This window comes from Arthrobacter agilis, assembly GCF_006494655.1.
Classification (GTDB): Bacteria; Actinomycetota; Actinomycetes; order Actinomycetales; family Micrococcaceae; genus Arthrobacter_D; species Arthrobacter_D agilis.
The window spans coordinates 168,998-195,911 of the sequence record NZ_VHIM01000007.1 but is presented as its reverse complement, the minus strand read 5'-3'; the positions used below and the strand labels follow the sequence as shown (position 1 = coordinate 195,911).

At 68.9% G+C, this 26,914-nt stretch carries 21 protein-coding genes and 1 pseudogene; 11 read left to right on the top strand and 11 right to left on the bottom strand.

The genetic code is table 11. The annotated features are described in order from the left end of the window. The first annotated feature begins 28 nt into the window (after nucleotides 1-28). On the top strand, nucleotides 29-931 hold the full coding sequence (locus FJV46_RS12265) for a ribonuclease Z (protein ID WP_087026293.1): 903 nt from the start codon (nucleotides 29-31) through the stop codon (nucleotides 929-931). A gap of 73 nt (nucleotides 932-1,004) precedes the next feature. Here the strand turns inward: FJV46_RS12265 and FJV46_RS12260 are convergent, their stop codons facing one another. After that, the gene (locus FJV46_RS12260; protein ID WP_087026290.1) at nucleotides 1,005-2,633 is read right to left on the bottom strand and encodes a metallophosphoesterase; all 1,629 of its coding nucleotides are present in this window, start codon (nucleotides 2,631-2,633) and stop codon (nucleotides 1,005-1,007) included. 241 nt (nucleotides 2,634-2,874) lie between these two features. Then, complete coding sequence (locus FJV46_RS12255; RefSeq protein ID WP_087026287.1) at nucleotides 2,875-3,132, bottom strand: hypothetical protein; 258 nt, start codon at nucleotides 3,130-3,132, stop codon at nucleotides 2,875-2,877. Between the two features lie 30 nt (nucleotides 3,133-3,162). On the opposite strand from FJV46_RS12255, the pseudogene FJV46_RS15635 reads away from it, so the two are divergent. After that, nucleotides 3,163-3,357 (top strand): annotated as a pseudogene (locus FJV46_RS15635) (hypothetical protein); the annotation flags it as partial. Nucleotides 3,358-3,422: 65 nt separating this feature from the next. Here FJV46_RS15635 and FJV46_RS12245 read toward each other — a convergent pair. Further along, nucleotides 3,423-4,148 carry a TetR/AcrR family transcriptional regulator gene (locus FJV46_RS12245; RefSeq protein ID WP_087026284.1) on the bottom strand — a complete coding sequence of 242 codons (726 nt, stop codon included), beginning with the start codon at nucleotides 4,146-4,148 and terminating at the stop codon, nucleotides 3,423-3,425. 220 nt (nucleotides 4,149-4,368) lie between these two features. Here FJV46_RS12245 and FJV46_RS12240 point away from each other — a divergent pair, with 220 nt between their 5' ends. The 8 genes from FJV46_RS12240 to FJV46_RS12210 all read left to right on the top strand — a co-directional run bounded on the left by FJV46_RS12240 (nucleotide 4,369) and on the right by FJV46_RS12210 (nucleotide 16,277). Further along, nucleotides 4,369-5,868: an amino acid permease gene (locus tag FJV46_RS12240; RefSeq protein WP_087026281.1), complete on the top strand. Its 1,500-nt coding sequence runs from the start codon at nucleotides 4,369-4,371 to the stop codon at nucleotides 5,866-5,868. Between the two features lie 34 nt (nucleotides 5,869-5,902). After that, nucleotides 5,903-6,778 (top strand): urea amidolyase associated protein UAAP1, encoded by an 876-nt coding sequence (locus FJV46_RS12235; protein WP_087026279.1) that lies wholly within the window; start codon nucleotides 5,903-5,905, stop codon nucleotides 6,776-6,778. Beyond that, nucleotides 6,775-7,440, top strand: a complete 666-nt coding sequence (locus FJV46_RS12230) for an urea amidolyase associated protein UAAP2 (protein ID WP_087026276.1) — start codon at nucleotides 6,775-6,777, stop codon at nucleotides 7,438-7,440. Before FJV46_RS12235 ends, FJV46_RS12230 begins: the two co-directional genes overlap by 4 nt. Next, entirely contained in the window at nucleotides 7,437-11,165 is a 3,729-nt protein-coding gene (gene uca, locus FJV46_RS12225) for an urea carboxylase (RefSeq protein ID WP_087026273.1), read from the top strand. The genes FJV46_RS12230 and uca overlap by 4 nt, the downstream gene beginning before the upstream one ends. Next, entirely contained in the window at nucleotides 11,162-13,087 is a 1,926-nt protein-coding gene (gene atzF, locus FJV46_RS12220; RefSeq protein WP_087026270.1) for an allophanate hydrolase, read from the top strand. Before uca ends, atzF begins: the two co-directional genes overlap by 4 nt. Before the next feature lie 98 nt (nucleotides 13,088-13,185). Continuing rightward, a complete protein-coding gene (locus FJV46_RS15260) occupies nucleotides 13,186-13,356 on the top strand; it encodes a hypothetical protein (protein WP_158250114.1) in 171 nt (56 codons plus the stop codon). Between the two features lie 230 nt (nucleotides 13,357-13,586). Further along, nucleotides 13,587-14,627, top strand: coding sequence for an AAA family ATPase (locus FJV46_RS12215; RefSeq protein ID WP_087026267.1), 1,041 nt, complete (start codon nucleotides 13,587-13,589; stop codon nucleotides 14,625-14,627). 282 nt (nucleotides 14,628-14,909) lie between these two features. Further along, nucleotides 14,910-16,277, top strand: coding sequence for an HNH endonuclease (locus FJV46_RS12210; protein ID WP_087026404.1), 1,368 nt, complete (start codon nucleotides 14,910-14,912; stop codon nucleotides 16,275-16,277). A 217-nt stretch (nucleotides 16,278-16,494) separates the two neighbouring features. Here FJV46_RS12210 and nrdF read toward each other — a convergent pair whose 3' ends face one another. The 8 genes from nrdF to FJV46_RS12170 form a co-directional block, all read right to left on the bottom strand. Next, nucleotides 16,495-17,469 carry a class 1b ribonucleoside-diphosphate reductase subunit beta gene (gene nrdF / locus FJV46_RS12205; protein ID WP_087026264.1) on the bottom strand — a complete coding sequence of 325 codons (975 nt, stop codon included), beginning with the start codon at nucleotides 17,467-17,469 and terminating at the stop codon, nucleotides 16,495-16,497. A gap of 96 nt (nucleotides 17,470-17,565) precedes the next feature. After that, complete coding sequence (nrdE, locus tag FJV46_RS12200) at nucleotides 17,566-19,725, bottom strand: class 1b ribonucleoside-diphosphate reductase subunit alpha (RefSeq protein ID WP_087026262.1); 2,160 nt, start codon at nucleotides 19,723-19,725, stop codon at nucleotides 17,566-17,568. Next, on the bottom strand, nucleotides 19,722-20,192 hold the full coding sequence (nrdI, locus tag FJV46_RS12195; protein ID WP_370684662.1) for a class Ib ribonucleoside-diphosphate reductase assembly flavoprotein NrdI: 471 nt from the start codon (nucleotides 20,190-20,192) through the stop codon (nucleotides 19,722-19,724). Before nrdI ends, nrdE begins: the two co-directional genes overlap by 4 nt. A 39-nt stretch (nucleotides 20,193-20,231) precedes the next feature. Next, complete coding sequence (gene nrdH / locus FJV46_RS12190; protein ID WP_087026260.1) at nucleotides 20,232-20,477, bottom strand: glutaredoxin-like protein NrdH; 246 nt, start codon at nucleotides 20,475-20,477, stop codon at nucleotides 20,232-20,234. A gap of 480 nt (nucleotides 20,478-20,957) precedes the next feature. Continuing rightward, nucleotides 20,958-22,247, bottom strand: coding sequence for an SAM-dependent methyltransferase (locus FJV46_RS12185; RefSeq protein ID WP_087026257.1), 1,290 nt, complete (start codon nucleotides 22,245-22,247; stop codon nucleotides 20,958-20,960). Nucleotides 22,248-22,312: 65 nt separating this feature from the next. Next, entirely contained in the window at nucleotides 22,313-23,593 is a 1,281-nt protein-coding gene (locus FJV46_RS12180) for a class I SAM-dependent methyltransferase (protein WP_087026254.1), read from the bottom strand. After that, nucleotides 23,590-24,315 carry a DUF1365 domain-containing protein gene (locus FJV46_RS12175; protein WP_087026251.1) on the bottom strand — a complete coding sequence of 242 codons (726 nt, stop codon included), beginning with the start codon at nucleotides 24,313-24,315 and terminating at the stop codon, nucleotides 23,590-23,592. The genes FJV46_RS12180 and FJV46_RS12175 overlap by 4 nt, the downstream gene beginning before the upstream one ends. Further along, the gene (locus tag FJV46_RS12170) at nucleotides 24,312-25,682 is read right to left on the bottom strand and encodes an NAD(P)/FAD-dependent oxidoreductase (protein WP_087026398.1); all 1,371 of its coding nucleotides are present in this window, start codon (nucleotides 25,680-25,682) and stop codon (nucleotides 24,312-24,314) included. Before FJV46_RS12170 ends, FJV46_RS12175 begins: the two co-directional genes overlap by 4 nt. Before the next feature lie 222 nt (nucleotides 25,683-25,904). Here FJV46_RS12170 and FJV46_RS12165 point away from each other — a divergent pair, with 222 nt between their 5' ends. Further along, nucleotides 25,905-26,831 (top strand): LysR family transcriptional regulator, encoded by a 927-nt coding sequence (locus FJV46_RS12165; RefSeq protein ID WP_087026248.1) that lies wholly within the window; start codon nucleotides 25,905-25,907, stop codon nucleotides 26,829-26,831. The last annotated feature ends 83 nt before the right edge of the window (nucleotides 26,832-26,914 follow it).

Sequence of the window (26,914 nt, the reverse complement as noted above, 5' to 3'; positions counted from 1 at the left end):
CGATATCCGCTGGTGCGAGACTGGGACCATGCGCGAGCTCGTCATCCTCGGGACGGCGTCCCAGGTGCCCACCAGGACCCGCAACCACAATGGATACTTCCTGCGGTGGGAGCGCGAGGGCATTCTCTTCGATCCCGGCGAGGGCACGCAGCGGCAGCTGATCCACGCGGGCGTCGCCGCGTCACGGATCACGAGGATCTGCCTCACCCACGTGCATGGGGACCACTGCTTCGGGCTACCCGGAGTGCTCTCCCGCATGGTGCTCGACGGAGTCGCGCACCCCGTGCACCTGCACTACCCGGCGTCCGGCGAGGAGGTGGTGCGGTCGCTCGTCTCCCTCGCGACCCCGGGCCTCGACCTGCGCCTGCACCCGCACGGGGCGGCGGGACCCATCGCCGACGGTATCGACATCGAACGCCTCCGCCACCGGATCGAAGCGTTCGGGTACCGGGTGGCCGAGCCGGACGGCCGCACCTTCCTGCCCGCGCTGCTCGAGAAAGCGGGCGTCGGAGGGCCCGACGTCGGCCGCCTGGCGCGGGACGGCTCGCTCGGAAAGGTACGGCTCGAGGACGTCAGCGTTCCCCGTCGGGGGCTCCGCTTCGCCTTCGTCATGGATACGGCCGTGTGCGACGGCGCGTACGCACTGGCCGAGGGCGCGGACCTGCTGGTCACGGAGAGCACGTTCAGCGACGACGACGTCCGGCTCGCCGAGCAGTATCTCCACCTCACGGCGGGGCAGGCCGGATCCATCGCAGCGTCCGGATCGGCGTCGGCCCTCGTCCTGACGCACTTCTCGTCCCGGTACGACGACGTCGAGCTGCTCGCCGCGCAGGCCAGGCTGACCGCCGGGGCGGCCACGGTGGTCGCGGCGTCGGATCTCGACCGCATCCCGTTCCCCGCGCGTCGCAGCAACGACGGCCGGGCGCCCTGACGGCGACGGTCCGGCTCGGCAGCGCCGATGATCAGGTCATCGCGGCGCCGACCGTCACTGCCGGGGGTGCTGCCTACCTGGTCCTCCGCGGGTCGGTCCGCTCGAACCGTCGTACCGTGCGGCTCACCGCCCGGACCTCACCCCGGGGAGCGGAACCGTCGTTCCGGGGGTCGGTCGTGAGCGACTGTCGGACTCCGATCACCCGGAGGCCGGTCGAGGCGTGATCGTACTGCTTCCAGGTCGTGTCCAGGGACGGCGCGTGCACCGTGCTCCTGACCGTCCCGGCCACCGTGTCGATCTCGAGGATCCGCACGGGGTTCGTCTCGTCGGAGTGGAAGGCACCGAGGTACGAGAAGATCTTGTTCCCGTGCACACCGACGTCCTCGCGCGTGGCACCCTCGCCGACATGACCCGAGAACACCATCCTGATGTTCGGATACACCTTCACCAGGCTGTCGAAGACGTCCTGCGGCGAGTGGGAGCCGTAGTCACTGGATTGGGCGATGGTGCCGTCGGCAAGCAGGTAGGAATGGGTGTTGATGATGACGTTGTGGTTCGGGTGGGCTTCGACAACGCTTCCCGCCCAGGTCAGGGCTTCCGTGCGCGGCCACAGTTCGAGGGTCAGGACCAGCCACTCGGCGCCACCCGCCTGGAAGGTGTGGAAGGTGTTGTCGATCTTGCCCGGCTCGAACATTCCCTCGATCCCGGCGTTCCCGGTGGCGGGGAAGTACGTGTTGAAGGTCGTGGTGTCGCGCACCAGGTCGTCGGTGAGGCGGGGGTCCGCGGCACTCCCGCCCGGACCGACGGCGGCCGTGTCATGGTTTCCGATGGCCAGGGAGTTCTCGATCCCGGCGTCTTCCAGGATCTTCATGCCCTTGCTCGCCACCGTGAACTGTTCGTGGTTCTCGGTGTCCCAGTTCACGACGTCGCCCGTGTGGATGACGTAGCGCAGGTCCAGGTCGTCCGCGTTGTCCACCAGCCACTGTGCCCGCCCGGAGAAGCGTGCGTTGCCCCCGTCGGGTAGATCTGCATGCACCTCGAGCTGCGTGTCGGGGATGACGGCGATCGAGAAGGTGGGGTCATCCGGTGTCACCGCCGGCGGTCTCGGGACTGCCGGTGCGGCGGAACCCGACGCTGTGCCCTGCGCGGCCCAGTACGCCACTCCTTCGGAGACCCACCCGTCGTCGGCGAGTGCCTTGCCGTCGGTCGGGTCGGCGGAAGCCCGGTACATGTCGCCGCGTCGGTAGTTCTCGACCGCCGTTCCGCAGTCGATACTCGTCGGAGCCGCGAAGAAGGCGACGCCGAGATCCGTAAACCCCTGCGGAGCGACACCAGCGGTCGGCCCATCGGTCGGTTCCGATGCCGCCAGCCACCGGAACTGGCCGTTCTTCTCCAGGCGGTGAACGGGTACGAGTCCCGGCAGCTGCAGGGATGACGCCTTGAACGCGACGCCGCGCTTCTCGGTGTAACCCTCCCGGGCAGCCGCGCTCGCCACCTCCGCCGGCCACTGCGTCAGGAGAGACGCGCCGGTCTTCGGATTGACCACCTGATAGATGTTGGTCGTCATCGACGCGCACACCGACGACGAGTCGGGTGCGGTTGATCGTGCGATCGCTCCCGGTGCACCAGATGTCGTAACGAGCAGGACGGCCACGGCGGAGGCAGCAGCGAGCGACCTGATGGAATGCCGTTCTTGCGTCACGTAGTACCTTCGTGGTCTGGGATGCGGTGCTGACCCGGGCTCCGGGCTGATCGCCCATAGGAAATCTTTCGGACAGACCTGTGATCACGACCGAAACGTGGTCGCCGCATGATGACGCAGATGGAAGTCCCGCTCAATTATCACCGACGCGGGCCGCTCCGTCCATGAGGAGAATGCGTCTCCTCCGTCCGCCGCGCGCCAACACCCGGGCGACGGGTGTGGGCGGTCTGTCCCTGGCCTGTCAGGGCGCCGTGCTGCTGTCCCGCAGGCGCCGGAGTTCCGCGAGTTCGGCGCGCCGGACCTGCCGTCCCCGAAGGGCGAGGACGACCCAGTAACCGGCGAGCCCGATCCCCACGGCGAGGAACACCCAGTCGAAGCCGTTCCCGCCACCCTCGGCCAGCCGGATCACGATCGGGATGGTCAGGAGCACGGCTCCCAGGAAACCGATGATCTGGGCGCCGTCGCTGTGCAAGCGGTCGTCACGATCAGATGTCCCCATGGGTCCAGCTTGTCAGGATCTCTCGGCGGAGTGAAGACCTCTCCCCGCATTCCGGGTGACGCACTGGAGGACCTCACGTTCGCAAGCGCTGCCGCGCAAGCCAGGATCGCCGTTGCCTTCGATCTCGCCCAGCGCAGCGAGCAGGCCCGGGCCGGAGTTCCCGCTGCGGACCAGGGCCCGGGCGTCGCCGCGCAGATCGCGCTTGCCCGCGGGGAGTCGCCGTCGCCGGTACCGGTACCGGGCTGTCGCCGCCGCCGGTCCATGCCCAAGTCAAGTCCCCGGTCGCCGCCTCACGCGCGAGCGGGTCCACCCGGAGATGACGGGCCGGCCGGGAGAACACGTCCCAGCGCGGTGATCAGCGCCAGGCCGTCATCGCACACAGTCGGGAGCTCTCCCCCGAATCCGCACAGCGCCAACGCCGCGTCCGCGACCTGGTGAGCGGACGAGGGCGTGATCTGACCGTCGACCCGGAGGCTCACGAGGGATTCGACCAGCCGGAACGCGAGCTCGCCGTGCTGTCGGGTGTCGCCGGACCACAACCCTGCGGGAACAGCGGCAGCGCCCAGCGACCTGTACAGCCGACGAAGCTCGTCACGGTCAGCCAGGAACTGCGTGAAGCGGGGATCACGCGCCTCGGGCAGGTGGTACAGGATGCCGATGTTCCAGCGGCCGCTGCAGAGGTGGGACCCGTCGAACAGGGCCACGGCGTAGAGCCGCGCCGCAGGAGAGACATCATCCGCGGCGGAGCCACCGGCCGAGACCGCCCGCGCGAAGGCGAGCCCCTCCGTCACGGTGCCGGCGAGCAGCACCTCGAGGATGTCGTCCTTCGTGGCGAAGTGGTGGTACAGGGAGGACTGGCGCATGCCGACCGCCTCGGCGATCGCGCGGGTCGAGGTCGTGGCGTACCCCTGTGTCGTGAAGAGTTCCGCCGCGGCATCGAGGATCTCCTCGCGGGCGGTGGCTCCGGGGCGGGTCGATTGGCGTACCCGGGGACGTCCCGGTCCGGTCAGGGTCACGCACCCATTCTTGCACCGCTCTTCCAAAGCGATCGGGGACGCCGCGGGCGGCGCAGCTCGCCCGCCGGCCGGAAACATCCCGGCAACAATCTGCTCACACGCCTTTTACAACGGGGTAACCACCGAGCGACATGCGGTTGGAAAACTATCAAGTGACCGGTATTACCGCGTCGCCGCTGCCCAGCAGACCACCCCTCCCGTCCGAACCACGGAGCCTCCGATGACGATCCCCACCTCGACCCCCACGGACGACGCCGCCGACCTCACCTCGCTGGGGTATCAGCCGTCGCTGCACCGCAAGCTCGGCCGCTACGCCTCCTTCGCTGCAGGATTCTCCTTCGTCTCCATCCTCACCACCATCTTCCAGCTCTTCGCGTTCGGCTACTCGTTCGCCGGCCCGGCCTTCTTCTGGACGTGGCCCATCGTGCTCGTCGGCCAGCTCCTCGTGGCCCTCAACTTCGCGGAGCTCGCCGCGCGCTATCCCCTCTCGGGTGCCGTCTACCAGTGGGCACGGCGCATCGGCGGGGAGACCGTCGGCTGGTTCGCCGGCTGGTTCATGGCCGTGGCGCAGGTGGTCACCGCCGCCGCGGCGGCCATCGCCCTGCAGGTCGTCCTGCCGCAGCTGTGGAGCGGCTTCCAGCTCGTCGGCGGCGATCCCGCCCTGAACACCGTCACGGGTGCAGCGAACGCCGTCGTCCTCGGCGCCGTCCTCCTGGTGGCGACCACCATCATCAACGCGATCGGCGTCCGCCTCATGGCCCACGTCAACTCGATCGGTGTGACCTGCGAGATCGTCGGCGTCATCGCCGTCGTCCTCGCCCTTCTCACCGCCGCGCAGCGCGGGCCCGACGTCGTGCTGGACACCACCGTGCTGCAGGGATCGGATCTCGGCTTCGTGGGTGCCTTCCTCGTCTCCGGACTGATGGCCGCCTATGTCATGGTGGGCTTCAACTCGGCGGGCGAACTGTCCGAGGAGACCAAGGATCCGAGGCGCACGGCACCGCGCACCATCATCTCCGCCCTCGTGATCTCCGGGATCGGTGGGGCGGCCATGATCGTCACGGCGCTCATGGCGGCACCCAGCCTCGACGACGGGCGGCTCGCGACGGAAGGCCTCCCCTACGTGCTGACCGCGGTCCTCGGCACCTTCTGGGGGAAGGTGCTCCTGGTCGACGTCGCCATCGCGATCTTCGTGTGCACCCTCGCCATCCAGACCGCCGGCTCCCGCCTGGTCTTCTCCATGGCACGCGACGGCAAACTCCCCGCCTCCGCCCTGCTCTCCTCCGTCCACCCCCGCCGCGGCACCCCGATGTGGCCGTCGATCGCCATCGGCGCCCTCGCCGTCGGCGTCCTGGCCATCAACGTCGGCAACGCAGCCCTCTTCACCACGCTGACCAGCGTCTGCATCGTCATGGTCTACATCGCGTACCTGCTCGTCACCGTCCCACAGCTCATCAACCGGCTGCGCGGCGACTGGGACCGCGTGGGGCAGACCATGCCGTCCGGCCTCTTCTCCCTCGGCCGCTGGGGCCTGCCCGTGAATGTGCTCGCCGTCCTCTACGGCGCACTCATGGTCGTCAACCTCGCCTGGCCCCGCCCGGAGGTGTACGACCCCTCCGGCGAGAACGGGATCCTCCTCTACTCCGCTCCCCTGATGGTCGCCGTCGTCCTGCTCGGAGGTCTCTGGACCCGCCGACGCATCGCGGCCAAGGCCTCCTAGCACCCACTTCCTCCGCACCACCGACAGGATCGACATGCCCCAGACCATCGAGACCCCGGCGGGCACGGCCACCACGGCCGGAGCCCGGGCCCACGCCCGCGAACAGCATCACCACACGGCGGACACCATGCGCCACATCCCGGTGGCCACCGCACCATCCGCGCTCACGGACGTCCTGCCCGACGGCGCTGCGGAGCGCCTCGTGTGGTCCGAAACGCTGGCCTTCGGCCGCTACACGACCCTGCACCTCGCCCGCGGGACGCGCCTCCGCCTCGCGGACACCGGTGACGCCTGCGTGCACGCACTGCTGTACCGGGCCGGCGCCCTGCACGAACGCTTCAACGCCGCCGACACCGTCAAGGTCCCGTGGCAGGCCTACCCCGGCACCGGACACCCCCTCCTGTCCGACGCCGGGCGGGTGCTGGCCACCATCGTGGAGGACACCTCGGGCAGGCACGATGCCCTGACGGGCGCCACCACCGTAGCCGGCAACACGGCGCGGTACGGAGCCGGCACGGCCCACAGTGCGTCACCCGCGGCCCGGGAACTGCTGACACTCGGGGCGCTCAAGAGCGGCCTCGGCCCGCGCGACGTCGCGCCGTCGCTCACCTTCTTCAAGGGCATCCGGGTCGACCCCGACGGCGGCATCCGCTTCACCGGCGGCGCCGGCCCCGGTGCCCATCTGGACCTGCTGCTGCAGGTGGACACCGTCGTCGTCCTGGCCAACACCGCGCATCCGCTGGACCCGCGCGCAGACTTCACCGGCACCGCGGTCGACATCACCGCCTGGCGGGCCCCCGAGGAGCTGGCGTCGCTGGCCGACGGCAGTCTGGTCGGCCCGCTGGCACCCGAACACCTGCAGGCACTGCACAACACCGAACACGATCTCGCCGCAAGGAGCACCCGATGACCATCACCCTCCCGCAGCCGGCCGGCAGCGTAGCCCTCGCACCCGGCGCCGTCGTCCTCGACGAGTACGTCGAAGCACGTGGACCGTGGTCCGCCGTCGTCGCCGCCGGCGATGTCCTCACCATCGTCGACCTCGACGGCAACCAGGCGGTCGACTGCCTGCTCTACGCCGCCGAAAATACCGCCGTCCGCTACTCGGCGGCCGTGACCATCGCCCAGCAGCGCTCCATCGTCCTCACCACCGGGTCCGCGCTCCGCGCCGACACCGGCCAGACGCTCATGACCGTCGTCGCGGACGAGGTGGGCGTGCACGACACCATCGGTGGCGCCTGCTCACAGGAATCCAACACGCTGCGGTACGGGCAGCACACGCGCGAGCAGCACGCCTGCGTGGAGAACTTCCTCATCGAGGGCTCCCGCTGGGGGCTCGGCAAGCGCGATCTCGTCTCCAACATCAACTGGTTCATGAACGTGCCGGTGGACCCGGATGGCGCCCTCGGGATCGTCGACGGCCTCTCCGCCCCCGGCAAGCGCGTGGCGCTCCGGGCCGAGGTGGACACCCTGGTGCTCGTCTCGAACTGCCCGCAGATCAACAATCCCTGCAACGGCTTCGACCCGACGCCCGTCCGCATGATCGTCACCCGCCCGGAGGAGGCCGCATGAACCGCTTCGACACCCTGCTCGTCGCCAACCGGGGTGAGATCGCCTGCCGCATCATCGAATCCGCCCGTATGCTCGGTCTGCGCACCGTCGCCGTGTTCTCCGAGGCGGACCGCGGCGCCCGCCACGTCCGCCTCGCCGACGAGGCCCTGCTGCTCGGTCCGGCACCGGCCAAGGAGTCCTACCTCCGCGTCGAGGCGCTGCTCGCTGCCGCCGCATCGACCGGCGCCGGCGCAATCCACCCCGGCTACGGCTTCCTGTCCGAGGACGCCGACTTCGCCGAGGCCGTCGAGGCTGCGGGGCTCGTGTTCGTCGGCCCCACGCCCGCGCAGCTGCGCACCTTCGGTACCAAACACACCGCCCGCGACGCCGCCCAGGCCGCCGGCGTGCCCATGATCGCCGGGTCCGGCCTGCTCGACGACGTCGAGGACGCCCTGGCGGCCGGGGCGGCCATCGGCTTCCCCCTCATGCTCAAGGCGACCGGCGGTGGCGGCGGTATCGGGATGACCGTGTGCCGTACGGAGGAGGAACTCGCCGAGAGCTTCCCCCGCGTCGCGCGCCTCGCCGGGGCGAGCTTCGGCACCGCCGGTGTCTTTGCGGAGCGCTACGTGGAGAATGCCCGCCATGTGGAGGTCCAGGTCTTCGGCGACGGCGAGGGGCGCGTGGTCAGCCTCGGCGACCGCGACTGCTCGCTGCAGCGCCGGCACCAGAAGGTCCTCGAGGAAGCGCCGGCGCCCGACCTGCCCGACGCCGTCCGCGAGGAACTGCACCGCAGCTCACGCGCACTGTGCGCCTCGCTGGGCTACCGCTCGGCCGGCACCGTCGAGTTCGTCTACGACTCCGTCCGCCAGGAGGCCTCGTTCCTCGAGGTCAACGCCCGCCTCCAGGTGGAACACCCCGTCACGGAGTCGGTCACCGGCGTCGACCTCGTCGCGTGGATGCTCCGCCTCGCGCAGGGCGGGCCCGACGCCGCGGCGGTCCTCTCCGGTGTTCCCGACAGCGTCCCCGTCTCCGGCTACGCCGTCGAGGCGAGGGTCTACGCCGAGGATCCGGCACGCGACTTCCAGCCCAGTGCCGGCACCATCACGAACGCCGAGTACCCCGGGGCCGATCACATTCGGGTGGACACCTGGGCCGAGACCGGCAGCGAGGTCTCCACCAACTACGACCCCCTGCTGGCGAAGATCATCACCTCCGGCGGCACCCGCGAGGAGGCCTTCGACCGGCTGGCCGGCGCCCTCACCGGCACGCGGATCGATGGCATCGAGACCAACCTCGGCATGCTGCGCGCCGTCAGCACCCTCGACGTCGTCCGCCGGGCAGGGCACTCGACCAGCACGCTCGACACGGTCGGCGACCCCGAGCCACGCATCACGGTGGAGCGCCCGGGGCTGCAGACCAGCGTGCAGGACTGGCCGGGCCGCACGCAGTTCTGGCAGGTGGGCGTCCCACCGAGCGGTCCGATGAACGATCTCTCCTTCCGGCTCGGCAACCAGTCCCTCGGCAACCCCGAGGGGGCGCCGGGCCTCGAATTCACGATGACGGGGCCCAGCCTAACGTTCTCGCACGAGACCGTCCTCTGCGTCACCGGCGCGGACGTCCGGGTGACGGTGGACGACGTCGAGGCTCCTACCTGGGAGCCGATCACCGTTCCCGCCGGCGGGACGCTCGACGTCGGGACGGCGGAGGGTGCAGGGCTCCGCGGCTACATCCTCTTCGCCGGCGGCCTCGACCTCCCGCTGTATCTCGGCAGCGCGTCCACGTTCACGCTGGGCCAGTTCGGCGGGCACGCGGGCCGCGTCCTCCGGACCGGCGACGTCCTCCGGACCGTGCGTGCCGAGCTACCCGCCGAGATCGCCGGCCCCGTCGCGCTCGACGCCAGGCCCGCCCTGACGTCCCGGTGGGAGCTCACCGTCGTCGAGGGCCCGCACGGCGCACCGGAGTTCTTCCAGCGGGAGGACATCGACGAGCTCTTCGCCACCGACTACGAGGTGCACTTCAACTCCGCGCGAACCGGCGTCCGGCTCATCGGGCCGAAACCCCGCTGGGCACGCAACGACGGCGGCGAGGCCGGCCTGCACCCCTCCAACATCCACGACACCGCGTACTCCGTCGGCGCCCTGGACTTCACCGGGGACACGCCCATCCTGCTCGGCCCGGACGGGCCCAGCCTCGGCGGGTTTGTCTGCCCCGTCACGGTCGTAGCCGCGGACCGCTGGAAGCTCGGGCAACTCCGCCCGGGCGACGCCGTGCGCTTCGTGCCGATCACGACGGTCCAGGCGCCGTCGCTGCAGGATCTCGGCCCGGGCCGGCAGCTGATCCTGCCGGCCGACCCCCACCTCGCCGCGGCGCCGGGCACCTCGGCCCTGCACGGCCGACTGCTCCGCGGTGGGGACGGCGACGACGGCGTCCTGGCACGCGGCGCGGCAGAACCCGACAGGCCTGCCGTGACCTACCGGCGCTCCGGCGACGACAACCTGCTCGTCGAGTACGGCGAGATGGTCCTCGACCTCGGCCTCCGGGCCCGCGTGCACGCCCTCCACCAGGCCATCGAGCAGCAGCGCATCCCCGGCGTCGTCGACCTGACGCCCGGCATCCGCAGCCTGCAGATCAAGGTGGACCCCTCCGTCCTGACCACGCACCGGCTGCTCGCCGCCGTCCAGGAGATCGATGGTGCCCTTCCGGCCAGCTCGGATCTCGTGGTGCCCAGCCGCTCGGTGCGCCTGCCCCTCTCCTGGGACGATCCGGCGACCCGCGAGGCCATCGAACGCTACATGGCGGGAGTGCGCGACGACGCCCCGTGGTGCCCGTGGAACATCGAGTTCATCCGGCGGATCAACGGGCTGGGCTCGGTGAACGACGTGTTCGACACCGTCTTCGACGCCGAGTACCTGGTCCTCGGCCTCGGCGACGTGTACCTCGGCGCACCCGTGGCGACGCCGTTGGACCCGCGGCACCGCCTCGTCACCACGAAGTACAACCCGGCCCGCACCTGGACGCCGGAAAACGCCGTCGGCATCGGCGGTGCGTACATGTGCATCTACGGCATGGAAGGACCGGGCGGCTACCAGTTCGTGGGACGCACCACGCAGGTCTGGTCCCGGTACGCCGATTCCGCGCCGTTCGAGCCCGGCTCCCCCTGGCTCCTGCGCTTCTTCGACCGCATCTCCTGGTACCCGGTGAGCCCGGAGGAGCTGCTGGACCTCCGCGCCGACATGGCGGCGGGCAGGGGTCGCGGTGTCGGGATCGAGGAGGGCACGTTCTCCCTCGCCGAGCACGAACGCTTCCTCGCCGAGAACAGCGCCTCCATCGAGGAGTTCCGCGGCACGCAGTCCGCGGCCTTCGCCGTCGAACGTCAGGCCTGGGCCGACGCCGGCGAGTTCGACCGCGCGGAGGCAGCCGCCGCCGTCGTCCCCGAGTCCGAGGACCTCGTGGTGCCCGACGGCGCCACCCTGGTCTCCGCGCCTTTCGCCGCCAGCGTGTGGAAGGTCGACGTCACCGCCGGTGACACGGTGGTGAAGGGGCAGCCCCTCGTCTCCCTCGAGGCCATGAAGATGGAGACCGTCATCAGTGCCCCCTGCGACGGCGAGGTGCTGCAGGTCCTCCCCCTCGCCGGGTCGCAGGTCGTGGCCGGCGAAGCGCTCGTGGTCCTCGGCGCGTCCCCTGTACCGGAATCCGACCCGGGGCAGCACCCCGAATCCCGAGAGACAGAAGAGGTAGCCGCATGACCAGCCAGGCAACCGACCGCGTCCGCGCGGCACTCGCGGCGATCGACGCCGTGGACCGCCCCGAGATCTGGGTGACCCTCCGCACGGCGGAGGACCTGCTCGCCGATGCCGCCGACGTCGACGCACGGGTCAGCGCGGGCGAGGAGCTCCCCCTCGCCGGCCTCCTGCTCGCGGTGAAGAACAACGTGGACGTGGCCGGCATCCCCACGACGGCGGCCTGCCCCGGCTTCGCCTATCTGCCCGAACAGGATGCGGAAGCGGTACGCCGACTGCGGACGGCGGGCGCCGTCGTCCTGGGTGCGGCGAACCTCGACCAGTTCGCCACCGGGCTCGTGGGCACCCGAAGCCCGCACGGCGCGGTGCGCGACGCCCGCCGGCCCGAGTACATCTCGGGCGGCTCGAGCTCCGGCTCGGCGGTCGCCGTGGCCCTGGGGCTGGCGGACATCGCGATCGGCACCGACACCGCCGGGTCCGGACGGATCCCGGCAGGGCTTCAGGGCATCGTCGGCATCAAGCCGACGCTGCACATCGTCTCGACCGACGGGGTGGTGCCCGCCTGCCGGTCCTGGGACGCGGTGACCATCCTGGCGCGGGACCTCCCGCTCGCCGAACGGGCGATGGGTGTCATGGCGGGCGGTGCCCGTGCCTGGCCGTCGGACGTGCGGCTGGCGGCCCCGAGTAGGCCGCGCGTCGCCTACCCTGCCGAGCTGCCCGAGCTCTCGCCGGCCTGGGCCGCCGAATTCGGCCGTCAGGTCGCCCGGCTCGAGGCCACGGGCGTCGACGTCGAGCCGCTCGGCATCGACGTGTTCCTCCAAGCTGCCCGCCTCCTGTACGACGGCGCGCTCGTGGCAGAGCGGTATGCCGCCGTGGGGTCGTTCGTGGACAGCGTGTCCGGGGACGGCACTCCCGCCGGCCTCGATCCCACCGTCGCCGGCATCATCGGCCGCGCCGGTTCGCTGCCCGCCCACGCGTACGTGGCGGACACGGCCCGGCTGGCCGAGCTCAAGCGGGAGGCGCTCGGGCAGCTCGAGGGCTTCGACGCCCTCCTCGTGCCCACGGCTCCCCTGCACCCCCTCCTCGCCGAGGTGGCCGCCGACCCGGTGGGCGTCAACTCCCGCATGGGGACGTACACGAACTTCTGCAATCTGTTCGACCTGTGTGCCGTCGCCGTCCCGGCCGGCGAGGTCGACGGCGCCCAGTTCGGCGTGACCGTCGTCGGGCGGACGTTCGACGACGCCGTCGTAGCCGACATCGCCCGACGCTTCGACTACACGCCTGCTCCTCCTGCCCTCTTCGCCGCCGGGGCCGCGGGGCATGCGGGGGCGGGTTCGCCGTGGCCGCTCTTTGCCGGAGCCGTCGGTGTCCCGCTCGTCGTCGTCGGGGCGCACCGTCGCGGCCAGGTCCTCGCGCGCGAGCTCGAGGAGCTCGGGGCGTACTGGGACGGCCCGGTCCGAACAGCTGCGCGCTACCGCATGGTGGCACTCGGCACGCAGCCACCGAAACCAGGCGTGTACCGCTCCGATGACGGGGCCGAACTCGTCGGTGAGCGGTGGCTCCTGTCCGAATCCGCCCTGGGTCGATTCCTCGCCGCCCTACCCGAGCCCATGCTGCTCGGCTCGATCCGCCTCAGTGACGGCACGTCCGCCATCGGGTTCGCCTGCGATGCCGTCGCGGCTGCGCAGGGAACCGACATCACCGGATACGGTGACTGGTTGGCCGCCGTGGCGTCCGATCAGCTCGCGGGATCGGGGCGGGTGGCCGGGTCCGGGCCGGAACCGGAGGCTGGTACGGCATCCATGCAGGGGTCTGCGCACGCTCAGGCACAGCCCGTCACCGCCGATCGTCCGGCGACCGGTGGACTTCGCGACTTTCTCGTCACGGGGCTGTCCCGCGGCCTGCTGTCGGAAGCGAGGAAGCAGTGAATCCGCTCCGCCGGCCCCCTTCGGTGCCGGTTCCTCCCGGTCCACAACCGCCCCGGCCGACCGCTGCTGCCGGGAACGCTGTGAGGAACCGGCGCACTGTGCGCCAATGGACGCGGCTCCTCACGACCGCGGCCGTGGAAGAAGCCGACGCCGACGATGCGCCCGGCCGGTCAGCGGACCTCGGTGCTCGCTACTGGTGGCTGCTCCCCGGCGATGCCACCTACACGGGGCCGGCTGCCTGGTCGCCCGCAGACGCTGCACGCCGGTGAGGCACGCCTGTGCTTGATGCTTCCGAGCCAGCGTGCGTCGCGTCGCGGAACCGGGACGGGAGGGCCCAGGTGTGCGGTACGGCGGAAGCAGGGCTCCTGTGCGCTCTCCAGGTGCGGTAGCTTGGTCAGGATCCCATCGAACTGATGCATGGGCTGCTGCTGAGACATCAGGGCGGCCCCACCACCGCTCATCAGCGACTTCGTGCTCATCGGTCGCCCAGGAGGAACGTATGGCTGCCAGCCGCAATCCGCTCGATGACCTGCGCGAGACGCTCGGCCATCTCACCGAGCAGCTCAAATCGTCGGGGTCGGATCGGGTCGAGGACCTGCGCGGCGAATACTTCGCAGCGCGTCCCGGTCCGGCTCGCCCGCTGGCCGAGGTGCAGGCCGAACTCGACGCCCTGGTGGGGCTGGACACCGTCAAGGAGCAGGTCCGCGCGCTCGTCGCCCTGCTGCAGGTGCAGGCCCGGCGGAAGGCTCACGGGCTGCCGGAGGTGGCGACCTCCCAGCACCTGGTGTTCCTGGGGAACCCGGGCACCGGGAAGACCACCGTGGCGCGGCTCCTCGCCGAGATGTACCGCGCGGTGGGTCTGCTGCAGAAGGGCCACCTCGTGGAGGTCGACCGGTCGGGGCTCGTCGGGCAGTATGTGGGGGCCACCGCCATCAAGACCGACCGCGTGATCCGGCGTGCGCTGGACGGCGTCCTGTTCATCGACGAGGCGTACGCCCTGACGCCGGAGGACGGTCGGATGGACTTCGGCCCCGAAGCCATCGAGGTCCTGCTCAAGCGGATGGAGGACCACCGCCATCGGCTCGTGGTGATCGTGGCCGGGTACCCGCAACTCATGGAGGCGTTCCTCCTCTCGAACCCCGGCCTGCGGTCCCGCTTCGCGCGGGAGATCACCTTCCCGGACTACTCGGTGGACGCACTGCAGACGATCTTCCACCAGATGCTCGGGCAGCACGAGTACGTCCTGGCCGACGGCGCGGACGACATGCTGCGCCGTATCTTCCTGGGCCTCCACGTCGGGGAGGACTCGGGCAACGCGCGCTTCGCCCGCACCCTGTTCGAGCAGGCGCTGAACCGGCAGGCTCTGAGGCTGTCGCTCGACCCGGATCACGAACTCGATGCGCTCGACCGCGACGACGTCATGACGCTCACCGCCGCGGATCTCGTCGAGGCCGCGCAGGCGCTGGGAGGAGAGCCGAAGCCGGAACCGGAGCCCGAGCCCGAACCGTCGCGCTGGCGGAACTGGCGGACCTGGCCGTAGCGACGGCTCGAAATCGGTGCGATCGCGCAGTGCACACTTCACCTGCCGCTTGTCCACCTGCGCCGGGATCGAAGCCGCGGTGAGTGATGGCAGTCTGCCCTGTCCTCAGGGGCGTCCCCGACAGAATCCGACCGCCTGGTTGCCACGCCGCACCGGCGAAGAACGCGGGGTACTCCCAAGCCTGACACCCGCTTGGAATGTCAGTGGTGCGCGCGAAAATGGACCATGGACAGCACAAGGACGGCCCCATCTGAAGAGGCCCTGCTTCCTTGTGACGTGCCGATGGACGACGCTGTTCTGCCGACCGATGTTCGGGAGCTCATCGAAGGCCTGATGTCCTTCCGGCTCGGTTCTACGAGCGCAGAGCTGATCGATCAGATCCGTGACCTCGAAGACCTCACCTCGGCCGTCGCGGGTCTGCAGGCCCGCGCCGCCGTCGCCTTCGATCTCGCGGAGCGGAAGAACCAGGCCCTGTGGGGCGTTCCCGCTTCCGCGCAGGGGCAGGGCGTGGGCGCTCAGCTGGCGCTGGCGCGTAAGGAATCTCCCGCACGCGGTGGCCGCCTGCTCGGATTCGCTCGTGCGCTCATCACGGAGATGCCGCACACTCTCGCAGCTCTGGAGAGTGGCCAGCTGAACGAATGGCGCGCCACCCTGCTGGTGAGGGAAACCGCCTGTCTGGCTGCTTCGGATCGATGCGCCGTGGACGAGGAGCTCTCTGCCGACACCGGATCCTTCCTCGGACAGGGAGACCGGGCCATCGTCGCTGCAGCCCGGGCCGCTGCATACCGCAGAGACCCACGCTCTGTGACGGATCGGGCGCGGCACGCCGCCGCGGAACGGTATGTCAGCCTTCGGCCGGCACCGGACACGATGGCTTACCTCACCGCCCTGCTTCCGGTCGCTCAAGGCGTGGCGGTCTACGCGGAGCTCGCGCGGCACGCCGGTTCGCTTCGATCAGAAGGCGACATCCGAAGCCGTGGTCAACTCATGGCCGACACTCTGGTGGAACGCACCACGGGTACACCTGGAGGTGTGTCCGGCGTGGAGATCCAACTGGTCATGACCGACCGCGCCCTTTTCCAGGGGGACAGTGAACCGGCGCGCCTCTCGGGATACGGCGTGGTTCCTGCCGGTTGGGCGAGGACACTCGCCTCCACCCGAGAGGGCGGCCTCGGACAGGACCTTCGGGTCCTGATTCGGCGCTTGTACACCGCCCCTGGGAGTGGTGAGCTGCTCGCGATGGATTCCCGCGCCCGCCTGTTCACGGCGTCCCAGCGGCGGTTCCTCGAGGCCCGCGACCATACCTGCCGAACCCCCTACTGCGACGCGCCGATCCGCCACCATGATCACGTTGTACCGTGGCACGACGGCGGACGAACGAGTCTGTCCAACGGAGCCGGCCTCTGCGAGGCATGCAACCACTCGAAGGAAGTCCGAGGATGGCGGGCCCGAACCGGCTCCGGTCTGAGGCATAGCATCGACGTCGAAACCCCGACGGGTCACAGGTACCGATCGATCGCTCCCTCACCGCCTGGCAGCGCCGATGATCTCGCCGAAGAGTTGCTGCGGCGGCGCCGCGACCGGCGCATGATGCGTCAACGGGTGAAGGCGTTGCGGCGCGCACCTCGGTCGGCGCCGCTCATCGCGTGACATCGAGCCAGGCTGTGCCGCACTGTCCACCGAAAGCAGAACGAGCACCTCAAGAAAACACCGTTGCGCGGGTACTGGTCGTGCCGTACATGCCGCAAGGATGCCCCCTCAGGGTAGGCACGACGAAGGCCTGGTAGCAGTCGATGGGATCTCCCGATCCCGTCCCGTCGCTACCAGGCCTTCGGGCGAGGCTGTCTACCGCACTTCCTGTGAAGAGCTAGAAGTCCCAGTCCTCGTCCTCGGTGTTCACGGCCTTGCCGATCACGTAGGACGAGCCCGAGCCGGAGAAGAAGTCGTGGTTCTCGTCCGCGTTCGGTGACAGCGCCGAGAGGATCGCCGGGTTCACATCGGTGACGGAGGACGGGAACATCGCCTCGTAGCCCAGGTTCATCAGCGCCTTGTTGGCGTTGTAGTGCAGGAACTTCTTGACGTCCTCGGCCAGGCCCACGGAGTCGTAGAGGTCGTGCGTGTACTGGACCTCGTTCTCGTACAGCTCGAAGAGCAGTTCGAAAGTGTAGTCCTTCAGCTCCTGGCGGCGCTCCGGCGTCGCGCTCTCCAGACCACGCTGGAACTTGTACCCGATGTAGTAGCCATGCACGGCCTCGTCGCGAATGATCAGGCGCACCAGGTCAGCGGTGTTCGTGAGCTTGGCGCGTGAGGACCAGTACATCGGCAGGTAGAAGCCGGAGTAGAACAGGAAGCTCTCGAGCAGCGTCGAGGCGACCTTGCGCTTCAGGGGATCGTCGCCACGGTAGTAGTCGGTGACGATGTGCGCCTTCTTCTGCAGGTTCACGTTCTCCGTGGACCAGCGGAACGCCTCGTCGATCTCCTTGGTGGAGGCCAGCGTGGAGAAGATCGACGAGTAGCTCTTGGCGTGCACCGACTCCATGAACGCGATGTTCGTGAGCACGGCTTCCTCGTGCGGGGTCAGCGCATCCGGGATGAGGCTGACCGCGCCGACGGTGGCCTGCACGGTGTCCAGCAGGGTCAGGCCCGTGAAGACCCGCATGGTGAGCTGCTGCTCCTCCGGCGTCAGCGTGGCCCACGACTGCACGTCGTTGGACAGCGGCACCTTCTCGGGCAGCCAGAAGTTGTTCACCAGGCGGTTCCAGACATCCACGTCCTTGTCGTCCTGGATACGGTTCCAGTTGATGGCCTGGACCTGGTCTACGAGCTTCAGCTTCTCGCTCATGGTGTGTTCCTTGTCTGGGTGAAAGTAATGCCGGTGATCCCGGTGGAGCCTGCGGTGCCAGGCCGGACATGACGTCCGGCCTGACAATCTAGTTGCCTAGAGCATGCAACTGACGCAACCCTCTACCTCGGTCCCTTCCAGCGCGAGCTGGCGGAGACGGATGTAGTAGACGGTCTTGATGCCCTTGCGCCAGGCGTAGATCTGCGACTTGTTGATCTCACGGGTGGTGGCGGTGTCTTTGAAGAACAGCGTCAGGGACAGGCCCTGGTCCACGTGCTGCGTGGCAGCGGCGTAGGTGTCGATGATCTTCTCGTAGCCGATCTCGTACGCGTCCTGGTAGTACTCCAGGTTGTCGTTGGTCAGGTACGGCGCCGGGTAGTACACGCGACCCAGCTTGCCTTCCTTGCGGATCTCGATCTTCGACGCGACCGGGTGGATGGAGGACGTCGAGTTGTTGATGTACGAGATCGAGCCGGTGGGCGGGACCGCCTGCAGGTTCTGGTTGTAGATGCCGTGCTCCACGACCGAGGCCTTGAGCGCACGCCAGTCCTCCTGCGTGGGGATGTGCATGTCGGCGAACAGCTCGCGGACGCGCGCCGTCGTCGGCTCCCAGACCTGCTCCGTGTACTTGTCGAAGAACTCCCCGCTCGCGTACTTCGACTTCTCGAAGCCTGCGAAGGTACGGCCGGTCTCGATGGCCATCAGGTTCGACGCCCGGATGCAGTGGTACACCACGGAGTAGAAGTAGATGTTCGTGAAGTCCAGGCCCTCCTCGGAGCCGTAGTGGACACGCTCGCGGGCCAGGTAGCCATGCAGGTTCATCTGCCCGAGGCCGATGGCGTGCGAGGCGTCGTTACCGGCGGCGATCGACGGGACCGAGCTGATGTGGCTCATGTCCGAAACAGCCGAGAGGCTACGGATGGCGGTTTCGATGGTCCGGCCGAAATCGGGCGAGTCCATGGTCTTCGCGATGTTCAGCGAGCCCAGGTTGCAGGAGATGTCCTTGCCCACGGTGTCGTAGGACAGGTCCTCGTTGTACGTGGTGGGCTGCGATACCTGGAGGATCTCGGAGCACAGGTTGGACATGATGATCTTGCCGTCGATCGGGTTGGCCCGGTTCACGGTGTCCTCGAACATGATGTACGGGTAGCCGGACTCGAACTGGATCTCGGCGAGCGTCTGGAAGAACTCGCGCGCCTTGATCTTGGTCTTCTTGATGCGGGCGTCGTCCACCATCTCGTAGTACTTCTCGGTGACCGAGATGTCGGAGAACGGCATGCCGTAGACGCGCTCGACGTCGTACGGCGAGAAGAGGTACATGTCCTCGTCGCGCTTGGCGAGCTCGAACGTGATGTCGGGAACCACGACGCCGAGGGACAGCGTCTTGATGCGGATCTTCTCGTCCGCGTTCTCGCGCTTGGTGTCGAGGAAACGGTTGATGTCCGGGTGGTGGGCGTGCAGGTACACGGCTCCCGCACCCTGACGGGCACCGAGCTGGTTCGCATAGGAGAAGCTGTCCTCGAGGAGCTTCATCACGGGGATGACGCCGGAGGACTGGTTCTCGATCTGCTTGATGGGCGCCCCGACCTCGCGGATGTTCGTGAGGGCGAAGGCGACGCCGCCGCCGCGCTTGGAGAGCTGCAGGGCCGAGTTGATGGAGCGGCCGATCGACTCCATGTTGTCCTCGATGCGCAGGAGGAAGCAGGAGACCAGCTCGCCGCGCTGGCGCTTGCCGGCATTGAGGAAGGTCGGGGTGGCGGGCTGGAAGCGGCCGTCGATGATCTCGTCGACCATCTGCTCCGCCAGCTGCTCGTTGCCACGGGCCAGGTGCAGGGCCACCATGCAGACGCGGTCCTCGTAGCGCTCGAGGTAACGCTTGCCGTCGAACGTCTTCAGCGTGTACGAGGTGTAGAACTTGAAGGCGCCCAGGAACGTCTCGAAACGGAACTTCTTGGAGTAGGCGCGCTTGTAGAGGTCGCGGACGAAGTTCATCGTGTACTGGTCGAGCGTCTCGCGCTCGTAGTACTCGTTCTTCACGAGGTAGTCGAGCTTCTCCTCGAGATCATGGAAGAACACGGTGTTGTTGTTCACGTGCTGCAGGAAGTACTGGTGCGCCGCCTCGCGGTCGGCGTCGAACTGGATCTCCCCATTCGGCCCGTACAGGTTGAGCATGGCATTGAGCTCGTGGTAGCCCATGTCCTTGAAGCGCTCTACTGAAGCTGCGGGCGCACCCGTCTCCGTCTCTGCAACACTCATGTCCAAAACTCTTCCAATCCTGTGGTTACGCGGGCGACGTCTTCGGACGTTCCCATGACTTCAAATCTGTAGAGAACCGGCACATGGCACTTGGCGGCGACGATGTCGGCTGCGAGGCAGTAGGTCTCACCGAAATTGGTGTTGCCCGCCCCGATGACCCCCCGGAGGAGGCTGCGGTTCTGTTCGTTGTTCAGGAATTTCACGACCTGGCGGGGCACTGCACCCTTGCCGGTGATCCCGCCGTAGGTCGGGAGGACCAGGACGTAGGGCCGCGTGGCCCTCAGCGTCGGCTCCTTCGTGAGCACCGGCATGCGGGCGGCCCGCACTCCGAGTTTCTCGACGAAGCGATGCGTGTTATCGGAGACCGACGAGAAATAGATCAGGGCGGCATCGGTTACCGCACCCTCCGCCGTCCCGGCCGTTGCCGGGTCGGTGGTGGGTCGGTCGTCCACGGCGAGGGTGGTCACTGCCTGATGCCTTGCCTGCTGATCCCGGGACGGGATGGGTCAGGCCACCGAGCTGACGGCCGAGTCGGCGATCGCGCTGATCTTGTCGGGGCGGAAGCCGGACCAGTGGTCGTTGTCGGTGATGACCACGGGGGCCTGCATGTACCCCATGGAGCGGACGCGCTCGAGTGCTGCGGGGTCCTGCGAGATGTCGACGCTCTGGTAGGTGATGCCCTTCTTGTCCAGAGCGCGGTAGGTGGCATTGCACTGTACGCAAGCCGGCTTCGTGTAAACCGTGACGGTCATGTCCTAGTCCCCTTTTCGTCTACTGCTGTCGTGCTGTGGCGTGGGCGGTGCGCGGCCCCGGACAGGGGAAGAAATCCGGGGATTTCCGCGCTTCCGGGCCCATGCCCGTCCAGCGGTTGTTTCTGTAGTTCGATACTACATCTAGTGCGGCACGCTCGGGTCGACCCCTAGATGATGTATTACAAGTATGTCATTACCGGTGCGAGTAGTCCACACGATGTCCACAGTCGGACACCCGTGGAAAGCCCGGAAACGAGCGATTCCGGGGGCCTCACGGGATGCCGGTCCACATGCTGTGGAGGAGTTCCGCACAGGCAGAAAAAACTCCGTGTCGCGATTCCGCGGCGTGTCGCGGACGGGCTGGCGGACTCGATGGCGGTCGGTTCCCACCGCCCACGACGACGGCCGGCACCGCATCCTCAAGGAGCGGTACCGGCCGTGGGCCATATGTCGGCGTGACGGCTCGCGCCGTCCGCGGGCCTACCTCAGTGGGCGCTGCGCGAGGATCTGGTCGACGCCCATGCGGCCGTCCCGGAAGGTCATGGATGCGCCGACCATGTACAGGCGCCAGACGCGCGCGACTTCCTCGCCCATCATCGCGACGGCCCGGTCCCAGTTGGCCTCGAAGCGGTCCTCCCACGCGTCGATCGTCCGGACGTAGTGCTCGCGGAGCGCCTGGACACCGCGGATCTCGAAGCCCGCACCCTCGATCAGGTTCACGGTGTCCCCCACGGGACGCATGTGCATGTCCGGCGCGATGAAGGACTCGATGAACGGACCTCCGCCCGGGTGCCTGCCGTGGCGCGACATCTGCTGGATCAGCACCTTGCCGCCCGGCGCGACGTTCCGGAAGAGCGTGGACGTGTAGGTGCCGTAGTTCTCCTGGCCCACGTGCTCTCCCATCTCCAGCGAGGCGACGGCGTCGTACGGGCCATCGCGGACGTCGCGATAGTCCTGGAGCCGGATCTCGACGCGGTCGCCGAGCCCCCGCTCCGCGATCCGCTGGTCGATGAACGCCTTCTGCTCACGCGAGATCGTCACACCGGTGACCTTCGCGCCGAAGTGCTCGGCGGCGTACAGGCTCAGGGACCCCCAGCCGCAGCCGACGTCGAGGAACCGCAGGCCAGGCTCCGTGTCGAGGCCCACCTTGCGGCACACGAGGTCCAGCTTGTCGCGCTGGGCGTCCTCGAGGGAGTAGTCGGGGTCCTCGGACAGCCAGTACCCGCAGGAGTACGCCATGTGGTCGTCGAGGATGAGGCCGTAGAAGTCGTTGGAGAGATCGTAGTGGTGGCTGATGGCCGCTCGATCCCGCAGCAGGCTGTGCAGGCGGCCCTTGATCTTCGCCTGCGATGCCGGCGCCGGCAGCGGCGCTCCGAAGGCCCCGACCTCGCGCGCCACCTTCGTCAGCTGCAGGACGAGCTGGGGGGTCAGCCGCGGCATCGAGAGGCCGCGCTGCCCGATCACGGTCCACAGATGGGTCAGCGCCTGCCCGAGGGACCCGGGCACATCCAGTTCGCCGGTGACGTACGCCTGCGACACGCCGAGCTCGCCCGGACTCCAGAGGATGCGGCGCAACGCGTCGACGCTGTTCAGGCGGACCTCGGGCTGGTCCTCGCCCCCGGCGGCGCTGCCGTCCCAGGCGACCAGCCGGACGGGGAGCTCGCCACCCACGATCGGCCCGAGGATCGCCGCCAGCTTCTGCGCGACGCCCTCCGTGCCGCTGTGCGGGCGGCCGGCGGTCGCCGTGGTGCCGTGCTCGGGATCAGTCACGCGAAACTCCTTGGTGGAACGGTCCGGCGCGAGCGGGTGCACGGCAGGGTGGTGCGCGACGGGCGTCAGGGCCGCCGGTCGAAGATCAGCTGCTGCACGTCGAGGTAGCCGGCCTGGAAGCCCGCCCGGGAGTAGCAGAGGTAGAACTGCCACATCCGCTCGAACGTCTCGTCGAAGCCGAGGGCCTCGACGTCCGCGTGCCGGGCGAGGAAGCGCTCCTCCCACAGGCGCAGCGTCTGTGCATAGTGGTCCCCCATCGACAGGCGCTCCCGCACACGGAGGCTCGTGTAGCGGTCCGTGACGTCCTCGATGGCTCGGACCGACGGGATGAACCCGCCGGGGAAGATGTACTTGTGGATCCACGTGTAGGACCGCCGCGTCGCCAGCATGCGCTCGTGCGGGAGGGTGATCGCCTGGATGGCCACGCGGCCTCCCGGCGCGAGGACGCGGTCGATGGTCTGGAAGTACACCGCCCAGAACTCGTAGCCCACGGCCTCGATCATCTCGACCGACACCACGGCGTCGTACTGACCCTCGACGCCGCGATAGTCCTTCAGCTGGACCTCGACGCGGTCGGCGAAGCCGGCGTCGCGGATGCGCTGCTCCGCCAGGTCCTTCTGCTCACTGGAGAGGGTCATGGAGACCACGGTGGCTCCACGCGCTGCGGCCCGCAGCGCGAGCTCCCCCCAGCCGGTGCCGATCTCGAGCACGCGCGTGCCCTGCCCCACATTCGCCTGGTCGAGCAGGCGGTCGATCTTCCGATGCTGCGCCGTGGCGAGCTCGTCCCACGCGACGTGCAGGAGGTCCTTCCCGGTGGCGTCGAACAGGGCACTCGAGTAGGACATCGTCCCGTCGAGGAACAGGGCGAAGAGTTCGTTGGAGAGATCGTAATGCCGCGAAATATTCGAGCGCGTATTGGCCGTGCTGTTGCGCTCCCGGCGGGGCGGCTTGGGCAGCGAGAGACCCCGGAGCTTCTGCAGCGGCACGGGCACGAGGTGGGCGGCACGCGCCGCGAAGACCTCGATCACGTCGGTGAGGTCCGACGCCGTCCAGTCCTTCGCCATGTAGGACTCGCCGAGACCGATCAGGCCGCTGTCACCGAGCCTCGCGTAGAAGTCGGCCGGTCGATGGATGCGCATCTCGGGCCGCGGGCCGCCACCTGGCGCGCCCAGGACGGTGCCGTCGTCGTAGATGACCCGGAGCTCGAGGGTGTTGACCGCGGTCGAGAAGATCTTCTCGGCGATGGCAGCCCGGACCCTGACCCGCGTGCCGCTGGGGACACCGGCGATGCCCGGCCAGGCAGCCGGATCCACCTCCGCCTGCGAAGGAACAACCGTGGTGCTCATCGAACTGCCTCCTGGGGTTCATGGAGCGGCCTGGGACTGATGGGCAGCCGCCGCAGCCAGAGTCTAATCCCCTGCCAATGGATCTGGACGACGACGCGGAGGGGCGCCAGGGGGACGGCGAGCGCCATCCGGACCACGTTCGCGGTGGTCGCAGGCAGCCGGTGTCCGGTCATCGTCGCGGTGAAGGGCGCCTGGTCCTCGCGGTGCAGCACGATCGCGACACCCAGGTGCTCGCCGGGCTCGGGCACGCGCATCTCGTAGTCCCCCTCGACGGGGTTGAATGGCGACACGTAGAACTCCTTCGGCGTGCGCGCCGTGCCGTGCGCGTCGACGTCGAGCAGATAGCAGTGGCGTTCGCCGTAGGTGTTGTGCACCTCGGCGACGACGGCGGTGAGGGCACCCGAACGGTCGTGGCACCAGAAGAGCGACAGGGGGTTGAAGACGTGGCCGAGGACGCGTCCGCTGCCGAGCATCGTGACCGTCCCGCCGTCGTCGTCCCTGCCCTGTGAGCGCAGGAACTCCCCGACGTTCTCGCGGATGCTGTTCGTGGGCGAGCCCAGGTGGTCCTCGGGGACGAACCGGGCGAACGGGGCGAGCCAGCGCGGCAGGACGGGGAGGTCGTCGAGGTCCACGAACCAGCTGTAGCTGCGGTAGGTGAACTCGTTGCGCAGCGGCGTCCGCCGTACGTGGCGGATGCTGGTCGGATAGAGGGACGCGCTCATGACCGGACGTCGGCGAGTTCAGCGGCCGGGTTGCCGTCCCACGACCCGCCGACGCGCTCTGCCGCGCGGAGCCCGGACAGGGCTCCGTCCTCATGGAACCCCCACCCGTGGTAGGCCCCGGCGAAGGCCACGCGGCTGTCGCTCAGCTCCGCCAGCCGCGCCTGGGCGGTGACGGACTGCGGCGTGTACTGCGGGTGCTCGTACACCATGGTCTTCAGGACCAGCGCGGGATCGATCAGCTCGCCCTCCCCCAGGCTGACGATGAAGCGGTGGTTGGTCCGGCCCTCGAGCCGCTGGAGCCGGGTCATGTCGTAGGACACGAGCACGTGGTCCGGGGTCGCATCGCAGGCGGGCAGCCGGTAGTTCCACGAGGCGCGGGCACGGTGTTCCCTGGGTAGGACCGACTCGTCGGTGTGGAACTGTGTCCTGTTGACCGAGTAGGGCATCGTGCCGAGGACCTCGGCGGCCGCGCCGGTCGGCTCCTCGATCATCGCCAGGGCCTGGTCCGGGTGCGTTGCGATGATGACGGCGTCGAACAGTTCCGTCGCGTCGGCGCTCGTGACGAGGACGCCGTCGGCCGTCTTCCGGACCGAGGTCACAGGGCTGGCCAGCCGCACGTCGTCGAGGTTTTCGACGACCCTCCGCACGTACTCGTTGGAGCCACCCGTGACGGTGCGCCACTGCGGGGAACCCTTGATCGTGAGCATGCCGTGGTGGTCCATGAAGGAGAAGAGGTACCGCGCGGGGTAGGCCAGGGCCGTCGCGGGGTCGCAGGACCACACGGCGGAGACCACGGGGGTCATGAAGTGCGAGGTGAAGTAGTCGCTGAACGCACCCCGGTGCAGGAAATCGCCCAGCGTCAGGTCCTCGTCGCCGGCCTCCGGCTCCCCGGTGCGTGCCAGCAGCGCCCGCGCGGACCTCTGGAAGCGCAGGATCTCCAGGAGCATCCTCAGGTAGCGCCCGCGGAGCAGCACGCCGGGCTGCGCGAACACCCCGCGGCGCCCCTTGGCCCCGGCGTACTCGAGGCCGCACCCGTCGCAGCGGATGGACATGCTCATGTCGGAATCCTGCGTCGGGACCCCGAGCTCGTCGAACAGGCGGAGGAGGGTGGGATAGGTGCGGTCGTTGTGGACGATGAAGCCGGTGTCCACGCCCGTCGTCGTGCCGTCGGCCAGGTCCACCTGATGGGTGTGCGCATGCCCTCCCGGCCGTTCGTCGGCTTCGAAGAGGGTGACGGCGCTGTCGCGGCGGAGGACCCAGGCGGCGGTCAGGCCGGAGACACCGCTGCCGACGACGGCGACCCTGCGGCGGCCGGTCACGCCGTCGCCCCGGGTAAGCTCGACGGATTCCGTGTCTTCTGCGGCCATCATGTCTCCTGGATGCTCGGCGGTTCGGTGGATCCTCCGCGGGGGAACCCGCGGAGTCGCCACAAGCCCGCCGGGCCAGGCGCCCGCGGTACCGGCACGAGGATCTGAGAGACCTGTCGCAAAGATGGTTCGGGAGAAGTTCGGAGACGCACATAATCGGGATTGGTGCAACAGGTTCTTGCTGCACATCAGGAGCTGGACCAACGAGGGGGTGAGTGATAGGTGGTGAATCCGATTCATCTGCGCACCCTGCTCGAGGTGATCCGGCACGGCTCGTTCAGCGGAGCCGCCACGAGCCTCGGCTACACGGCGTCGGCCGTCTCACAGCAGATGTCCGCGCTCGAACGCGATACCGGTGCCACGCTCTTCACCCGGTCCGCCCGAAGCGTGATCCCCACCGACGCCGCGCTGGCGGTGGCGCGCCATGCGTCCAAGGTCCTGACCGACATCGACGCTCTCCTCGCCTCGACGGCCCGCGCGGGCGCCGGGCCCGCCCACGAACTCCGGCTCGGCATCTTCCCCAGCCTCGCCACCTTCGCCCTCCCCCGGTTGCTGCGCATGCCGGAGTGGCAGCGGCTCGGGGTCTCCCTGCGGCTCTTCGTCGGCGAACCCGCGCACGCGATCCAGGGCCTCCGCGCCGGCGGCGACCTCGATCTCGCCCTCGTCTACCAGGTGGGTCAGGCTGGTCTCGCGTGGCCCTCGACGCTCAGCCGCCAGTGGATCGGCGACGACGACTTCAGGGTGGTCCTGCCCGAGAGCTGGGGCATCCGCAGCGGCGCACGGGTCACCGCGGACCAGCTCGCCGACATGCCGTGGATCATGCACCACCCCGGGACCGCGGACGCCACGGTCATCGAGCGATTGTTCGCGAGTTGCAATCTGCACCCCCGGATCGCGGCCTACTGCGACGACTTCAATGCGAGCCTCGAGCTCACCGCCGCCGGACTGGGGGCCGCTCTGGTCCCGGATCTCGCCATGGTCAACCGTCCCGACGGGATCGTCGCGCTGGACGTCCCGGAGATCCGCCTCACGCGGAGCATCTTCGCGCTGCGGACGAGCGATGCGGACGAGGCCCGCGTGCGGCTGTTCATGGACCAGCTCGCCGAGATCCTGCGATCCAGGAGCATCGTGCCCAAGCACACTCCGTAGCTCGGGGCACGCTCTCCGGCCGGCGCGATTTCCGTTGCAGCGCCTCCAGCCCGCTCCGTAGCGTCGGACCGTGCGACGGGCGG

What these genes read in the sequence shown, in the direction of transcription:
- FJV46_RS12215 (WP_087026267.1), top strand. Translation starts at nt 13,587, where the DNA reads ATGGCTGCCAGCCGCAATCCGCTCGATGACCTGCGCGAGACGCTCGGC.
- nrdF (WP_087026264.1), bottom strand. Translation starts at nt 17,469, where the DNA reads ATGAGCGAGAAGCTGAAGCTCGTAGACCAGGTCCAGGCCATCAACTGG.
- FJV46_RS12255 (WP_087026287.1), bottom strand. Translation starts at nt 3,132, where the DNA reads ATGGGGACATCTGATCGTGACGACCGCTTGCACAGCGACGGCGCCCAG.
- FJV46_RS12235 (WP_087026279.1), top strand. Translation starts at nt 5,903, where the DNA reads ATGCCCCAGACCATCGAGACCCCGGCGGGCACGGCCACCACGGCCGGA.
- uca (WP_087026273.1), top strand. Translation starts at nt 7,437, where the DNA reads ATGAACCGCTTCGACACCCTGCTCGTCGCCAACCGGGGTGAGATCGCC.
- FJV46_RS12210 (WP_087026404.1), top strand. Translation starts at nt 14,910, where the DNA reads ATGGACGACGCTGTTCTGCCGACCGATGTTCGGGAGCTCATCGAAGGC.
- nrdE (WP_087026262.1), bottom strand. Translation starts at nt 19,725, where the DNA reads ATGAGTGTTGCAGAGACGGAGACGGGTGCGCCCGCAGCTTCAGTAGAG.
- nrdH (WP_087026260.1), bottom strand. Translation starts at nt 20,477, where the DNA reads ATGACCGTCACGGTTTACACGAAGCCGGCTTGCGTACAGTGCAATGCC.
- FJV46_RS12180 (WP_087026254.1), bottom strand. Translation starts at nt 23,593, where the DNA reads ATGAGCACCACGGTTGTTCCTTCGCAGGCGGAGGTGGATCCGGCTGCC.
- FJV46_RS12175 (WP_087026251.1), bottom strand. Translation starts at nt 24,315, where the DNA reads ATGAGCGCGTCCCTCTATCCGACCAGCATCCGCCACGTACGGCGGACG.
- FJV46_RS12170 (WP_087026398.1), bottom strand. Translation starts at nt 25,682, where the DNA reads ATGGCCGCAGAAGACACGGAATCCGTCGAGCTTACCCGGGGCGACGGC.
- FJV46_RS12265 (WP_087026293.1), top strand. Translation starts at nt 29, where the DNA reads ATGCGCGAGCTCGTCATCCTCGGGACGGCGTCCCAGGTGCCCACCAGG.
- atzF (WP_087026270.1), top strand. Translation starts at nt 11,162, where the DNA reads ATGACCAGCCAGGCAACCGACCGCGTCCGCGCGGCACTCGCGGCGATC.
- FJV46_RS12240 (WP_087026281.1), top strand. Translation starts at nt 4,369, where the DNA reads ATGACGATCCCCACCTCGACCCCCACGGACGACGCCGCCGACCTCACC.
- FJV46_RS12230 (WP_087026276.1), top strand. Translation starts at nt 6,775, where the DNA reads ATGACCATCACCCTCCCGCAGCCGGCCGGCAGCGTAGCCCTCGCACCC.